Origin of the sequence: Aerococcus urinaeequi, from assembly GCF_001543205.1 — a bacterium.
GTDB classification, from domain to species: domain Bacteria; phylum Bacillota; class Bacilli; order Lactobacillales; family Aerococcaceae; genus Aerococcus; species Aerococcus urinaeequi.
In genome coordinates, this window is sequence record NZ_CP014162.1 from 556,792 (window position 1) to 571,786 (window position 14,995).

At 40.4% G+C, this 14,995-nt stretch carries 14 protein-coding genes; 4 read left to right on the forward strand and 10 right to left on the reverse strand.

The features are described from left to right. Positions 1-35 precede the first annotated feature (35 nt). The 4 genes from AWM74_RS02520 to AWM74_RS02535 form a co-directional block, all read right to left on the reverse strand. On the reverse strand, positions 36-716 hold the full coding sequence (locus tag AWM74_RS02520; protein WP_026466512.1) for an NAD(P)H-dependent oxidoreductase: 681 nt from the start codon (positions 714-716) through the stop codon (positions 36-38). A gap of 125 nt (positions 717-841) precedes the next feature. Further along, on the reverse strand, positions 842-2,377 hold the full coding sequence (locus AWM74_RS02525) for an AbgT family transporter (RefSeq protein ID WP_026466513.1): 1,536 nt from the start codon (positions 2,375-2,377) through the stop codon (positions 842-844). 232 nt (positions 2,378-2,609) lie between these two features. Next, a complete protein-coding gene (locus AWM74_RS02530; RefSeq protein ID WP_026466514.1) occupies positions 2,610-3,215 on the reverse strand; it encodes a cyclodeaminase/cyclohydrolase family protein in 606 nt (201 codons plus the stop codon). A gap of 62 nt (positions 3,216-3,277) precedes the next feature. Then, entirely contained in the window at positions 3,278-3,970 is a 693-nt protein-coding gene (locus AWM74_RS02535) for a DUF554 domain-containing protein (RefSeq protein ID WP_026466515.1), read from the reverse strand. Between the two features lie 209 nt (positions 3,971-4,179). On the opposite strand from AWM74_RS02535, the gene glnA reads away from it, so the two are divergent. Then, on the forward strand, positions 4,180-5,514 hold the full coding sequence (gene glnA, locus AWM74_RS02540) for a type I glutamate--ammonia ligase (protein ID WP_026466516.1): 1,335 nt from the start codon (positions 4,180-4,182) through the stop codon (positions 5,512-5,514). A 206-nt stretch (positions 5,515-5,720) separates the two neighbouring features. Here the strand turns inward: glnA and AWM74_RS02545 are convergent, their stop codons facing one another. From AWM74_RS02545 to AWM74_RS02555, 3 genes are all read right to left on the reverse strand, one after another. Further along, on the reverse strand, positions 5,721-6,554 hold the full coding sequence (locus AWM74_RS02545; RefSeq protein ID WP_026466517.1) for a DUF975 family protein: 834 nt from the start codon (positions 6,552-6,554) through the stop codon (positions 5,721-5,723). A 232-nt stretch (positions 6,555-6,786) separates the two neighbouring features. Further along, a complete protein-coding gene (locus AWM74_RS02550) occupies positions 6,787-7,485 on the reverse strand; it encodes a zinc metallopeptidase (protein WP_026466518.1) in 699 nt (232 codons plus the stop codon). 62 nt (positions 7,486-7,547) lie between these two features. Further along, positions 7,548-8,561 carry an alpha/beta hydrolase gene (locus AWM74_RS02555; protein ID WP_026466519.1) on the reverse strand — a complete coding sequence of 338 codons (1,014 nt, stop codon included), beginning with the start codon at positions 8,559-8,561 and terminating at the stop codon, positions 7,548-7,550. A gap of 305 nt (positions 8,562-8,866) precedes the next feature. On the opposite strand from AWM74_RS02555, the gene AWM74_RS02560 reads away from it, so the two are divergent. Further along, the gene (locus AWM74_RS02560; protein ID WP_026466520.1) at positions 8,867-9,493 is read left to right on the forward strand and encodes a YkyA family protein; all 627 of its coding nucleotides are present in this window, start codon (positions 8,867-8,869) and stop codon (positions 9,491-9,493) included. 26 nt (positions 9,494-9,519) lie between these two features. Further along, the gene (locus AWM74_RS02565; RefSeq protein ID WP_026466521.1) at positions 9,520-10,944 is read left to right on the forward strand and encodes a putative glycoside hydrolase; all 1,425 of its coding nucleotides are present in this window, start codon (positions 9,520-9,522) and stop codon (positions 10,942-10,944) included. A 215-nt stretch (positions 10,945-11,159) separates the two neighbouring features. Here the strand turns inward: AWM74_RS02565 and AWM74_RS02570 are convergent, their stop codons facing one another. The 3 genes from AWM74_RS02570 to AWM74_RS02580 form a co-directional block, all read right to left on the reverse strand. Then, on the reverse strand, positions 11,160-11,702 hold the full coding sequence (locus AWM74_RS02570; protein WP_026466522.1) for a cysteine hydrolase family protein: 543 nt from the start codon (positions 11,700-11,702) through the stop codon (positions 11,160-11,162). Between the two features lie 80 nt (positions 11,703-11,782). After that, positions 11,783-12,952, reverse strand: coding sequence for a pyridoxal phosphate-dependent aminotransferase (locus AWM74_RS02575; protein WP_026466523.1), 1,170 nt, complete (start codon positions 12,950-12,952; stop codon positions 11,783-11,785). Beyond that, positions 12,949-13,443 carry an Lrp/AsnC family transcriptional regulator gene (locus AWM74_RS02580; protein ID WP_016896378.1) on the reverse strand — a complete coding sequence of 165 codons (495 nt, stop codon included), beginning with the start codon at positions 13,441-13,443 and terminating at the stop codon, positions 12,949-12,951. The genes AWM74_RS02575 and AWM74_RS02580 overlap by 4 nt, the downstream gene beginning before the upstream one ends. 468 nt (positions 13,444-13,911) lie before the next feature. Here AWM74_RS02580 and AWM74_RS02585 point away from each other — a divergent pair, with 468 nt between their 5' ends. Further along, complete coding sequence (locus tag AWM74_RS02585) at positions 13,912-14,892, forward strand: DUF1002 domain-containing protein (RefSeq protein WP_026466524.1); 981 nt, start codon at positions 13,912-13,914, stop codon at positions 14,890-14,892. Positions 14,893-14,995: the final 103 nt, after the last annotated feature.

Here is a 14,995-nt window from a genome sequence, read left to right on the forward strand (position 1 = left end):
TCTCCTTGCTTAATGCCGTCATATGATGTGCCCGCTTAACGCCAGCTTGTTTTAGGTAGTTGCGCTTCAATGTCGCCTAGATTGTCCATTTCATCTGCCCATTCTTCAGCAACTAAATTTAATTGCTCTTGTAATGGTTGATCAAAATCGCCTGCAATATCTTTTAATTGGGCGATCAACCAAGCGTTTCGCTCAGCAAATTTTGCCTGGGCTGGTAGTTCTAGGTATTGTCTAAAACGGACTAAATTGTCTTGCTGGATATGTTCTGGTTGGTAGGAATGTTGGGCAAGGACAAATGGTGGCAGGTAATCTAAGCCGATCGCACGTGCAAAGGATTGGAAAGGTCGAAGTAATTCTGAAATGGTTACTTGTTCCCGGCCACCTGCTTGGTACTGTCTTAAAGGTACACCCACCGAGATGATTACACCAAATTCTTTACCTTTTAAATTTTTACTATAGGTATCTAAAAATTCTTTGCTAAAGACTTCTTGAATAAAGTCTGATACTAAACCGGGTGCTTGATACCAGAATAATGGAAATTGAAGCAGCCATCTGTCTGATGTTAGGATAGCTTCTTGATAAGCTGTCACATTTGCTTCAGTGAATGGTCGTTCAATTTGGATAAAAGGAATGGTATTTGGTCTTGCTTCATATAGGAATTGATGGGACGCTGAAGTCTCCATTTCTGGATGACCACCAAAGATCACGCTTGCCATTGATTCGCCTACTTTCTCATTTATATTTTCCCATGCATTTCTAGTCATTTTATCATAAGACTATTTTACATAAGAAAAGCAGTCTAACCAAGTAGACTGCTTGCACAATTTATATTGAATGATTTTTATAATAAAACTGGTGAATTTGGTCCAACTGGGATACCAATTAGGTACCAGATGACTGCCATAATAATCCACACAATACCGATGGCTACTGAGTAAGGTAATACGTTAGACATTAAAGTTCCTAAACCAGAACGCTTGTCGTATTTGTATAATACTGCTAGAACTACCGGAATGTAAGCTTGCATTGGTGTTAACGGGTTAATAATCCCATCACCAATACGGTAAAGAATTTGGGTGAATGATGGGTGGTAACCTAATAGCATGAACATTGGGACAAAGATTGGTGCCAGGATTGCCCATTTTGCCGAAGCTGAACCAATAAAGAAGTCAACAAACATTGATAATAAAATGAATCCGATGATTAAGGCGATACCATTGGCGCTTTCTAGTAAGGCTGCTCCTGAAATCGCAATGACTGTCCCCATGTTAGACCATGAGAAGTATGCCATCATTTGACTTGAGAAGAAGATGATGACGATGAAGCTACCCATATCAGCCATTGATGAAGATAACATCCGAGACAAATCGTGTGAATCTTTGACTTGGCCGGTCATCTTACCGTATACGAAACCTGGTACGAAGAACATAATTGTCATCAAGACTGTGATACCATCCATAAATGGTGAACCAGAAATTAACGAACCTGTTTCAGCATTTGCTAAGAATGAATTTGGCATCAAGGCTAAAACTGCAACAATAACGATTGTCGCTAGTAATGACCAGTTTGCATATTTAACTGCTTTGATTTCCTTGTCTGATAATGAGCCACCTTTGTGAGCCGCTGGTAATTCCTCACCGGCAAATTCAGGTTGGTACTCACCCATTTGTGGTAATGAAATTTTAGTCAGTACGAAGTAAATAACTGGTACTAATACAAATGTTGAAACGAAGATGAAATAGTAGTTCATCGCAACATTTAGTTCAATATCTGGCAAAATAGTCTGTGCTGCTGATTCTGTAAAGGGGAATACTAAGGCATCAGACATCCCCAACATCACGTTGGCCGCAAAGGCTGCAAGTGATGATACATAACCTAGAACTGCACCGGCCATTGGGTTTAAACCAATTTTCAAGAAGGTTAAGGCTGCTAACGGTGGCAATACGATTGGACCAGCGTCCCCAGCGATATTGGCAATTACACCTGCAAAAATGATGATCAGCAAGATGTATTGCTTGGGCGCTTTCTCCACTACGTTAGTTAGAACCGCTTCAAAGTAACCTGATTTCTCAGCCATACCTACACCAAGCATAATAACTAACACGGCTGACAAGGCTGGGAATCCGGCAAAGTTTGTCCCTGCTTCTGATATCATGCGAGCAAAGTATTCACCAGTTAGCAAGTTATTTACTGCAACCTCTGAATTATCTACTGGATTGACAACCGATACCCCAAACATACTCATTACCCATGACGCTAGAATAACTAGAATACTTAGGTAAATGAAGATCATAATTGGTGAAGGCATTTTGTTCCCTACACGTTCAATTCCGTTAAGGATACGGAGTAACCGTGATTCTTGTTGTTTTTCTTCCACTTATTTCATCTCTTTTCTTATTGTAATTCTTGCCTAGCTTTTCACTATTGTTTAGATTATAAAGATTCCATTAAATTTCTTCAAGTCTTTGTTAAATTTTGCATATTTTTTAACATTTCTTTAGTAGGTAATCTCCGTTTTTCCAAACAAAAAGACCCATATCATCTTTATATGGATCGATTTGTTAGATTTGTATTTCCTGTGAAAGAGGCTATTATAAATTATAGAACTTTTAACGACTAGCTACAGTTTCGGTGATTGTTTGAATTGCGGCTTCACTTCTTTGAATCAAGTCTTTTCCTTTGGCGCCTAATGCTGCTTGTAGGTTTTCGTCTTTTAATAATAAGACGTTTTCTTCAACATTTTCGTTGGCTGCTTGGATAGCCGTTTTCAGCATAGTTGTACCAACGGTGACATCGGCCATCACAGACTTGCGTCCTAGGCTAGCGACTTGGGTCATAATTTCTAAGGCTTGTGTTGCATGGTCCATGATTTCCAATGGCACTTCTGTGGCAATTTTTAAGCCTGCTTGAATTGCCTGTACACGGTCAGCTTTTTCTTGGTCAGTGGCTTTTGGTAATTTGAATGCACCGAATAGTTGGTTTGATGCGTCTTCATCCCCTTGCACCAAAGCGAACAGTGCTTCTTGGTGGCTAGTCATTTGATTGACTAGACCCGTCAGCAAATCAAGGTCAGCCCCTTTTTGCTTTTCAATAGTAATATTTAGGACCATGTTACCTAAGGCTGCGCCCATTGTGCCGGCGTATGCTGCTGCTGACCCACCCCCTGGTGCTGATTGGCTTGAGGCTAATGCTTCGATATAAGTGTACATTTCCATGATAATTTCTCCCTTTAAATGATTTTTTGAGTGATAATTTGAATAAATTCTTCTATATAATATTAAAACAAATTGAATAGTGGAATTAAAACGATTGGTACGAACATAGATGGTGCGATGTTCATGACTTTGATGTCTGTGATTTGTAAGAGATTGAAGCCTAAGCCCATAATAATGAGGGACCCTACTGCACCGATTTCTGTGGTTACGACATCACCTAATAAGGGCGCTATGGATGCGGATAATAATGATAAGGCTGCTTCATAAATAAATAATGGGATAGCGGCAAAGGCTGACCCGATCCCAAGGGTTGACGACAAGACAAAGACGAACACAAAGTCTAAGATGGATTTGGCGTACATGGTGGTGTGGTCTAGGAATAAACCAGACTGCAGGGACCCGATGATGGCCATTGCGCCGACTACAACGAATAAGGTAGCCGATACAAAGGCTTCTTGAAAGGTCGATTCACCTTCGTTAGCTACTCTTTCTTGGAGTCTTAAGGCAAAATGGTTAAATTTCCCGTCGAAGTCAACTGTTTCACCTATTAAGGTTCCAATCACTAAGGACAGCACCATGACGATTAAATCGTCTGTTTCAAGAGCACCCTGGATACCAATAAATATAACGACCAAGGCGACGGCTGTCATTATGCCTTTTCGCGTGTTGTTTTTTAAGAGATGACCGAATGTCGTCCCTACACCTGCCCCAAATACTACGCTAATCGCGTTCACAATTGCCCCAAATATGACCATGTCTTAACTCCTCTTATCTTCATTTTCTTTTGAATTTGATTATAACAAATAATGAGATTTTTATGTGGAACTTGTTAATATTTTATAAAAACCGATTTCCATGTTATATTTTGTTACACAAAACGTTAATTTAACCTTGCATTCTATTAAAAATACATTCATAATACAAAAGTAGTTAAATTTAGGACGACAATAAAGGAGCAAAATTTATGCCAACATGGACAAGAGAAGCAATCTTTGAAGACGCACAAGAAAAAAATGTACATTTTATTCGCCTAGCTTTTTCGGATGTTAACGGTATTTTGAAAAACGTTGAAATCCCAGTATCACAGCTAGACAAGGCCTTAGACAACGAAATGGCTTTCGATGGTTCTTCAATTGACGGTTTCGTCCGCATCGAAGAAGCAGATATGAAGCTATACCCAGATTTAAATACTTGGACAGTATTCCCTTGGGGTTCTGATGACAGAAAAGTTGCCATCTTAATTTGCGATATCTATACAACTGATGGTGAACCATTTGCGGCAGACCCTCGTGGTAACTTAAAACGCATGGTTGAAAAATTAGATGACTTTGGTTTCTCAGCTTTCAACTTGGGACCTGAACCAGAATTCTTCTTATTTAAACTTGCAGAAGACGGCAACCCAACGACTCGTGTAAATGATGTTGGTGGTTACTTCGACGTAGCACCTGTAGACTTAGGTGAAAACTGTCGCCGTGAAATTGTATTAGTCCTTGAGGACCTTGGCTTTGAGGTTGAAGCTTCTCACCATGAGGTTGCTATTGGCCAGCACGAAATTGATTTTAAATATACTGATGTTGTTGATGCTTGCGATAAGATTCAATTATTCAAATTAATCGTTAAAACTGTTGCGCGTAAATATAACTTGCATGCTACTTTCATGCCAAAACCTATTTACGGTATAAATGGTTCAGGTATGCACTGTAACATGTCTCTATTCAAGGGTAGCGAAAATGTCTTCTTTGATGGAGATTCTGAAACACAATTATCTGAAACAGCTATGCAATTTATCGCTGGTGTCTTAGAACATGCTAAAGCGATCACTGCAGTTGCTAACCCAATTGTAAACTCATACAAACGTTTAGTTTCAGGTTACGAAGCACCAGTAAATATTGCTTGGTCTACTCGTAACCGTTCACCACTAATCCGTATCCCATCTGCTCGCGGGAAATCAACACGTGTTGAATTACGTTCAGTTGACCCAGCGGCTAACCCTTACTTAGCACTTGCTGCTATCTTAGGTGCTGGTCTTAAAGGTATCGAAGACGAAATGGTTGCACCTGCACCAATTTCTCGTAACGTATACAAAATGACAGCTGATGAATTAGTTAACGGTGGCATTGATAAATTACCTAGCTCTCTATCTCGCGCTTTAGACGAATTAGAAATCGACAGCGTAGTACAAGATGCTTTAGGTGCACACATCACTGCAAACTTCATCTCAAGCAAACGTATTGAATGCCAAGAATACTTACACCAGGTAACTGACTGGGAATTAAATACATACTTAGAACAATATTAATTTTGTAAAAATGGACACGACTTGGCGAAAGCTAGGTCGTGTTTTTTAATTGTATACGAATAGAAAAAACGCATGACCTAGAAAGGAGTCCAGATCATGCGTTTAAAATTGGTTATTCATTTTATTATTCAGTTGTGCTTTAGCCTTTACTCTCCTAAATGCGTTAGAGTGCTACCTGCCTAAGCGCCAAAGCTCGCACCCTCTTTTTAAAAGTCGTTCCAGTTTTTGTCGTCTGTATACTTATCATCCACAAATCTGTGGTTGGTTTTGTATATGGACGTTTTTTCTTTTCTTGTAATTCCGCGGTATGTGTTGCCTTGTTTTTTGACTTTGCGGTTTGGTCTCGGCGTGTATTCGTCTTCTTCTACAAGGAACTCTTTGGTCCGGTGCTTTCTAGCTTGGCTTAGTCGGGATACTTTTTCCGGGTAGCCAGTTTCATCTAATGCTTCTTCGTAGAAGTTGATTAAGGCTAGGCTGTGGTAGGGTTTGACGTAGAAGTAGGCTAATCCTAGCGTGAATGGAATCAATAGGTACCATCCGATAAAGCGGAGGTTTAGCCAGATAAATCGCCATTTCCGGCCGCGCATCATCCGTCGGGACTCTGTGATGGCCTCGGATGCTGTTAGGATTGGGAAGTCGATGATTAAATAATCGGTCATGGCGTAGCCTATACTCTTATAAACCGCTGGGATAAATAATAACAATGACCACATGAGTAGGTAAAAACCACGTAGGAATCCTGCCCAAGTGAATTTAATTGAATCGCGCATGATTGGCCCAATAATGTCACGATGGATTCGTATCGGTCGTTGGTTATTCTTCACCATCAATGACCGTATATAAGCCATTTCAGCTCCGGCAATAAAAACGATCTCGATGATAATAATCAAGACGCTGATGGGAAAAAGGACGAAGGATACTGCAGTTGGTACGGTCCCAATTATCCATACGATTGCCCAATAAATAATGGTAAATAAAACAAACCAACCTGTATTTTGGCTTAGCGTCTCTTTAGCTTTTACTTTTAAATTTCTTCGCAATCACGGTCACCTCCTCATAAAAATAATCAATTGATTGTGTTCATATAATACTTGTCTAATCGATGAACTGGTAAACACCAATACTTGCCTTTCAGACCAGCTAATCTTATATAAGTATTTTATCAAATTCCCAAGTTTCGCCATCCACCCTAGGACCTATTTCGCGCAAAAGAATAACCTTGAATACCGTGGTAGTCAAGGCTATCTTTTTACCGATGTTAATGGCTAAATCTTAGTCGCGAGAACGACCGCCAAATAAAATCAAGACACGCAGTAGTGACAAGGCACCTGCGATAGCTGAAGCGACGTAAGTCATAGCTGCAGCGTTCAAGGTTTTACGGGCATATGGTAATTCTTTGGCTGTTAAAATATGCCCATCTTCCATAATTTGTAGCGCACGTTTAGAGGCGTCAAATTCGACTGGTAAAGTCACTAATTGGAAAAGTAAGGTTAAGGAGAACAAAATGATCCCAATATTGATAAAGGTCTCGTTATAGCCTGCGATGGCACCTAGGATTAAGATTGGCCAAGACAGTTTTGAACCGATATTGACAACGGGTACAATTTTTTGACGTAGGGTCATCATGAAATAACCTTGAGCGTCTTGAACCGCGTGCCCACACTCATGGGCTGCAACCCCGATAGCAGCAATCGATTTTGAATCGGCTGTTGCGTCTGATAAACGCAATACTTTATTGCTTGGATCGTAGTGGTCGGTTAAGTTACCAGAAATTCGTTCAACACGAACGTTGGTAATACCTGAATATTCTAGGATGAATTCGGCAACTTGGGTACCGGTCATTCCTTTTGCAGTGGCATATTTACTATATTTATTAAATGTTCGATTTACGTTGGCACTTGCGATTGACGCGATTACAGCACCAATAATAATTAAGATATAAGTCCAGTCAAACATCATGGGAAAAAACATCGAATCACTCCTTCTCTCATATTATAACAGCTAACCTCGCCCTGACCAATGCAGATACTAGGTTAGGGGTTCATAATTTGTTGGTGGATGATGTCGATAACTTCCTGACTTTCTGGTAGGTTGTTCAGGTAGAATTCATGGTGCATGTAATCAAACTGGTAATAGTTACTAGTATGATTATGGGCACGTAATCGACGGTGCAGCCAACGGCCGTCGCAGGCGTGGCTGTCATCCGATCCGTTAATAAAATCGACTGCTGGCATTGAATCAATTGGCATTTTGGCATAGTTCAAGGCTGGGTTTTTATCCCGCCAGATCGTTTTTAAGGCATTAACCTTGGTCGCGTCAAATTGCACATCGTTTGGGTTGATGTTGACGTCATCAAAGCTTGTGTTTAGCCATGGTGACAGTAAAATCACCCGTTTCACTGGTTGGCCGATTTGGTCCATCCGGTCCGCAACCAATAAGGCTGGAATCGCACCTGTATCAGAAGCAAGAAAGTAGACATTTTCTAGTGACCGTCCCGTTTTGTCAGCGTTCTCTTCTATTAGAGCTGTAATCCGCCCGGTTTCAGCCTCTAAGTCATAGTTAGCGAATGACCGCAGCAAGGGAATTGATACATTCGCCTCATCTTCAAAGCGGTTAGCTATTTTTCGGGCGAAGGCCCATTCACGCTCTTGTAAGGTATGAATCCCGCTACCGCCATGAAAATAAATAATCCAGGGTTTGTCATTCTTTGTAGGCGTGTCTTGTGAGTCCAAAACCGGTTCGGTATCAATATCCGTCAGCTCGACGATGACACCCTTTTTGCCACGGTGAATCTCTGAAGCATGGTCGCGGGTAATAAAAAATAAGTTTTCGTGGTTGATGCTCCTTTTAGCTAGGTCTTCAGTTGCTTGTTTCTTGCTATTGGCAGGGGTTAATCGATTAGCTTCTCGCTTAATCCTCATACCATCTTGTATCACCTTGCTGCGCACCGATCGCTCTTGACTCATGGCATGATAAACATAGCCGACGCCTGTTGCAGCAGCTGCTAACCCTAGTCGCCAAAGTCGGTTATTGTCCTTCTTACTCATTCTTGCACGCTCCTCCCCATTTTCTTCATCATAAAACTTGCACGAGCTCTTTAGTCTATTATAACTGAACACCAGGCATTGGATAGGGACTAAAGTCCTAATTTCTGGCAAAAGAATCCCTACATTTTCCTTAGCATTTTCTAAAAATTATATTAATTTCTTGAGAAATTCGCTTAAGTCTCGTATCATTGAGGGTATATTATACTTTATGGGTTATTATCGCAATTCTACACCCAAAAATACAGCATTCATTTCTGTTATTCACTGCGGTAATACAAGAAAAAAATAGAATAAGGAGATAGATAATGGTATTGAAGAAACTATCCACCCTTGCAATCGTCGGGGCGAGCATTGGGGTATTAGCAGCCTGCTCTAGAACACCAGACCAAGTTGTGACAAAGTCAGCCGAAAACGCCCAAACTATGATGGGGCAATTAGAATCCATTCAAACGCAGGAAATAGCCTTACAAGATGCTTTTGAAGCGGATTTAGCAGCTGACGAAAGTCTAACCAACTTGGCTGAATCAGGTACGGGTGCAACACGGGAAAACTTACAAACCAGACAAGAAGAATTTGACGAATTAAAATCGCTTTTTGAAGATTTCCAAGGTCAGGTTGAAAGTTTAAATGAATTTGACGAAACAGACTTCACAGCTGGGGAAGATTTCGCCAACTTTGATGCGTCTCGCCAATTAGCTGACAGCGTGAACACGCAAATGAGCGCCTACATTGAAAACTACCAAGCTGTTTTGGAGAAAGAAGATGCTTATTACACAAGTTTAGCAGCTGAAGACAGCGATCTAACGACCTTCTCTGACGGCCTAGCAGAAATTAACGGCAACTTCGAAACGTCACAAGCAGCCTTATCTGAAATGTTGCCTGACTTAACGGCATTAGCCAAACTTTCGCAAACAGAAAATCAAGCACAATAAAATGAAATAGAACGGAGGCCAGAACCTTGAAAGACAATCAATCCAATTCAAATCCGGATATTAAGACAACTTTAGACCCAAAAAACGAAGGACCTAAATTCAATTGGAAACTTGTTTTAGGGCTACTCACAGCCATTGTATTAGGTTTAGCCTTAATCTTTGGCATTCGAACAGACTGGTATGGCTTAGCCAATGAAAATAACCAAGAACAAACCGCAAGTAATGAAAGTTCGTCTGAACAAAATGCTGAATCTACCAGTGAATCTGGTGAATCAACTGAAGCAAGTGATGAAGATGCTAGCGCTGCAGCAACAAGCGGTGAAAGTGACGGTACACAATTACCAAATGTTTCTACAGAAGCAAAGGCTTTATTAAACCAACCAAAAAATTTACCCTCAAAATTCCAATACGATTCAGGTTATGATATTCCCTATCCTGAAGACGGGGTAAAAGGGATTTACCTATCAGCTATCGGTGCCACTGACCAAGCCCTATTTGATGAAAATATGGCCCTTTTAGATGAAACCAATCTAAATTCTGTTGTATTAGATGTCAAAGACGACTACGGGAACATTACTATGGACCTACCGTCAGAAGATGATACGGTCAACAACAACGAGACAGATAGTATTGATGGCGAAGGCATTATGCAAACCTTCCAAGATAAACAAATCTATCCAATCGCTCGTATCACAACCTTTAAAGATACCAACCTAGCCAACGCTGATCCATCTCGTTCCTTCCTAACAGAATCTGGTGAAGTATGGACTAACGATGGTGGCGATGCCTTCCTAAACCCATACAACAAAGATAACTGGGAATACCTTGTAGAAGTCGCTAAATCAGCCGCTCGCGCTGGTTATAAAGATATCCAATTTGACTATGTCCGCTTCCCAGAAGGATTTGAAACTTTCGGTGAAACCTTAACTTACGATATGGGTGACTACGCTGAATATGGAAAAGCTTCAACTGAAGCCCGTCAAATGGTTATCGCAGACTTCCTAGCTTATGCCCGTGAAGAACTTGAACCATATGGTGTAGATGTTTCTGCAGATATCTTTGGTTACGTGACAGATGTTGTCGCAACACCTGGTATCGGTCAAAACTACAACATGATCGCAGAAAATGTCGATGTCATTTCATCAATGATTTACCCTTCTCACTGGGGTCCTGGCTACTTCGACTTAGACTACCCAGACTTGTACCCATATGAAGTTGTACAAGCTTATATGGAAAAAGAGAATGCTTTAAATGCTGAGCTGGAAGATGCACCAGTATCTAGACCTTGGTTACAAGACTTTACCGCATCATACCTAACGGAAGGTACTTATGCTGAGTACGGCGCGGCCGAAGTACAAGAACAAATTGACGCTGTTATTGAAAGTGGCGCCAACGAATACCTACTTTGGGATGCATCGAACACCTACACAAGAGGTGTAGATTACAAATAGTACTTATGATAGCAAAAACTCGACGCCAACTGACGTCGAGTTTTTGTTTTTTTCAAGTAGTGTTGGTAGGCGTTTTTAAGGAATCTTCACCAACATTATTTTTATGCATAGAAGAAGGCCATGCTTTCCTAAAATAAAGTAAAACACCACATCATACTTGAAAGAAGGAAAAACATGACCTATTCATTTATTATGCAGACTTTGCGAGACAATTTTTACTTGATGATTTCAGTGTGGAAACACCGTGTCATATGTTCAAGCATAGTGTCTCCTAAATCTGTAAAGGTTGCAACACCATTAGCATGGACCTTAGTTTGAAAGCCATAGGCATCTGCCCCACTAACCGTATTGAACACACAAATATCTGTGGTTACACCAACAACATGGACTGTATCAACGTCTTTATTAAGCAACAACTCCGCCAAACCAGTCTTAAAGAAGCTATTGTAATTTTCTTTAGGTAGGTATGTGACCAATTCATTGTCTTGGTTGGCTTGGAACCAGTCCTGCAATTCACCATAAAGTGCTTGCCCTTCTGTCCCAACCACATTATGGGCCGGCCACAATTTAAAGTGGGGATCATCCACTTGATGAGCGTCCATGGCCACGACCACATCCTTCCCTTGGCTGACAAAGTCTTCTGCCAGAGATTTAATGTAGGGAACGATGGCTTGACCTGGTTGGCCAACAGTTAAAGAACCGTCTGGCGCTACAAAATCGTTACTCATATCTACAATGATTAATGCTTCTTTACCCATGAAATCAGCCCCTCACTTGTCATTTGCATCATTCTTTTAAGAATGAATTTGCATTTCTATACGCAATATTTATCTTTGTTTTATTTGTTTCTTAGCTCGGTAACAAATTCTTCTATTTTGTCCATGGCAATCGTCAATTCTTTAATTGAGTAAGCGTATGAGATACGTAAGAATCCTTCCCCACCCTCACCAAATGCTGAACCTGGCACAACCGCCAGTTTCTTCGCATCAAGGAGTGCTATGGCAAATTCTTCACTGGTCATATCAAATTCACGAATGTCAGGGAAGGTATAGAAAGCCCCACGTGGTACGAAACAAGGAAGGCCCATATCACGGAATCGGCCTAATAAGAAGTTACGCCGTTTTAAATAGTCTTTCCGCATCGCTTCTACATCGTCATCACAATCTTCTAAAGCCACAACTGACGCATATTGCGATACAGTTGGTGCGGCCATAATCGTGAACTGGTGGATTTTCAACATTTGTTCCACTAAGACTTCTGGTCCACACAGGTAACCAATTCGCCACCCTGTCATTGAGAAGGCTTTAGCAAATCCGTTGATGTAGATTGTCCGTTCTTTCATCCCTTCAAACGAAGCGATTGATGTGTATTTATCTTTGGCGTACCAGATTTCAGAATAGATTTCATCCGTTAAGACATATAAATCATGTTTCTTAATGACGTCAGCCAACTTTTCCAACTCTTCACGCGTTGCCGCTGCCCCAGTTGGGTTGTTTGGATAGTTTAAAATAATAGCCTTTGTCTTATCTGTAATTAATGCTTCAATATTTTCCGGCTGTAAAATAAAGTCGTGCTCACTTGGTAGCTTCACTGGTACGGGAATCCCGCCAGCAAGCTCAATTGACGGTGTGTAAGATACGTAAGACGGATCCATACATAATACTTCATCACCTGGGTTAATTAATCCACGACAAGCAAGATCAATGGCTTCAGAACCACCAACAGTGACAATCACTTCCGTATCTGGATCATAATCCAAGTCATATTTGCGGTCTACATATTTTGAAATCGCACGTCGCAATTCAATTAAACCTGCATTGGCAGTATAATAAGTTTTACTTTTTCTAATGGCCCGAATCGCTTCTTCACGAATTGACCAAGGCGTTGGAAAGTCAGGCTCCCCTACACCAAGCGAAATCACGCCTTCGATTTCATTGGCAATGTCGAAAAAACGTCGGATACCAGAAGGTTCCATGTCAATTACGGTTTTATTTTGAGATTTTGTCATTGTGAGATCACCATACGCCCACCATCTTCTTTGATATCTTTATAGACAACCCCTTGTTCTTTATAGCGGTTCATTACAATGTGGGTTGTTGTAGCGCTAACTTCGTCGATAGCTGCTAATTTAGAGATAAATTTAGAGATATCTACCATCGTTAAACGCTTGGTTAATAATAGGAAATCATAAGTACCTGACATCAAGTATAAAGATTCTACTTGGTCATATTGGTAAATGGTTTCTGCAATGTCTTGATAAGATACACCGTGGTGTAAATCAACATTGACTTCTACCATCGCTGATAGCAAGTTGTCATCGGCAACGTCCCAGTTGATCATGGTGTGGTAGCCGGCAATCACGTTATCTTTTTCATAAGCAGCGATTTGCGCAACGACTTCTTCTTCGTTAGCTTCAATCATGTTAGCAATAGTTTTAGGTGCTAATCGCGCATCCTGTGCTAAGATAGCTAACAATTCTTTTTTCTGTTCGATGTTCATTTTTATCCCTCCAAAAACGACATAACTTGTAGCTTTAAGCATACTTTTAAACTGAAATTTTGTCACTTAATTTGAATAATTTTAATAAAAATTTTTGATTTCACCCCAATTTCAAAAACTCGTCCTCTTCTAGTATATATGAAATAGATTATTTTTGTAGTGATATGGCTAGTAACCCATTTTTTCTGATCATTAACTTTCAGGTTATGCTTATTCCTATCATAGTCTTAAAAAGCAGTGGGACCGCCCTCACCCTAGTTAGGTTCGAGTCTCCAGAGAGGACTCTCGCACCCTAATCATATTACTACTAGACAGGATGCGTCTTCTTTCGCACTCTTTTCTCCTTAAACAATTTTTATATCCTTGTTAACAGTTTCCTAAAACCCTTTCCAATTTAAAATGATACAATGGAGTTACCGACAACTACGACCTTCATGGTCATAATCAGTCTGTAGGAGGAAACATACAATGGAAAAGTTTACAAAACGAATTTTATTAACTAGTGGTGTTTTAGCTTTAGGACTTGCCGTAGCTGCACCAAATAAATTAGCAGATAAGGTCGCTATTGACCCGATGTTTACATACGGGGAAACTTTAGACGATAGCCAATATACTGAAACAAAAGAGTTATTAGGTGTTGAAGATGGCGTGACTGAAATCGAAGTGGCTGTTAATGAATTAAATGACTTATTACAAGATAGCTACCCATACAACCAAGTCTACTCTTCAGCTTATATCACACCAGCTGATAACGATGGTGGCGTAACGGTTGAAATCGAAACACCAGATACAATTACAGATATCACTGAAGCCCAATATGAGAATGCGGCCATTACTGCGGGTGCAGTTGACGTAGATATTAAAGTTGCTTCTGCTGTTACAGTAGATGGTTCAGGTGCCTTAGCGGGTGTTTATAAAGCCTTTGAAGATTCTGGTTATTCATTAGATGATGATGCCCGTCAAGTAGCGCAAGATGAGTTAGCCGTTACTTCTTCTATTACCCAAGAAAATGAAGATACTGAAGGTTACTCTGATAGCGACATGAACGCTGCGATTGCGGATATTAAAGCGCAAATTGCTGACTTGAAAGACCAAAATGGTGGCTCAATTTCAGTGGATGAAATTACTGTTATCGTGAATAATGTGGTCAATAACTACAACTTAAATGGTGTGATCTCTGAAGACAATATCCAAGCGATTATTGATCAAATGAAAAACTTCTCTAACCTTGAGTTAAGTGAAGAGCAAAAAACACAATTATCTAACTTAGCAAGCTCATTGTCTGACGCTGCAAGTAACGTTGCCGCTTCTGCTTCATCTGCAATCGAAAATGCAGATACTGAGCAATTACAAGAAGATGCTATAGGTATTTGGGACCGTATCTTATCCATTATTGATAACATCTTCGGGACTAGCTTCTCAGATAACAAAGAAAACAATAACGAATAGGCAATCAAACGCCCGTATACGAAAACCATATTGTCTCCAAAACTATTTTTTCTCAGCAAAAAATAGTCTTGGAGACTTTTTTATGAGGTGATCGCTACACTTA

Bases quoted from the DNA above. Each gene is read 5' to 3' on its own strand.
- AWM74_RS02520 (WP_026466512.1), bottom strand. From the start codon at position 716: ATGGCAAGCGTGATCTTTGGTGGTCATCCAGAAATGGAGACTTCAGCG.
- AWM74_RS02530 (WP_026466514.1), bottom strand. From the start codon at position 3,215: ATGGAAATGTACACTTATATCGAAGCATTAGCCTCAAGCCAATCAGCA.
- AWM74_RS02535 (WP_026466515.1), bottom strand. From the start codon at position 3,970: ATGGTCATATTTGGGGCAATTGTGAACGCGATTAGCGTAGTATTTGGG.
- glnA (WP_026466516.1), top strand. From the start codon at position 4,180: ATGCCAACATGGACAAGAGAAGCAATCTTTGAAGACGCACAAGAAAAA.
- AWM74_RS02550 (WP_026466518.1), bottom strand. From the start codon at position 7,485: ATGTTTTTTCCCATGATGTTTGACTGGACTTATATCTTAATTATTATT.
- AWM74_RS02555 (WP_026466519.1), bottom strand. From the start codon at position 8,561: ATGAGTAAGAAGGACAATAACCGACTTTGGCGACTAGGGTTAGCAGCT.
- AWM74_RS02560 (WP_026466520.1), top strand. From the start codon at position 8,867: ATGGTATTGAAGAAACTATCCACCCTTGCAATCGTCGGGGCGAGCATT.
- AWM74_RS02570 (WP_026466522.1), bottom strand. From the start codon at position 11,702: ATGGGTAAAGAAGCATTAATCATTGTAGATATGAGTAACGATTTTGTA.
- AWM74_RS02575 (WP_026466523.1), bottom strand. From the start codon at position 12,952: ATGACAAAATCTCAAAATAAAACCGTAATTGACATGGAACCTTCTGGT.
- AWM74_RS02580 (WP_016896378.1), bottom strand. From the start codon at position 13,443: ATGAACATCGAACAGAAAAAAGAATTGTTAGCTATCTTAGCACAGGAT.
- AWM74_RS02585 (WP_026466524.1), top strand. From the start codon at position 13,912: ATGGAAAAGTTTACAAAACGAATTTTATTAACTAGTGGTGTTTTAGCT.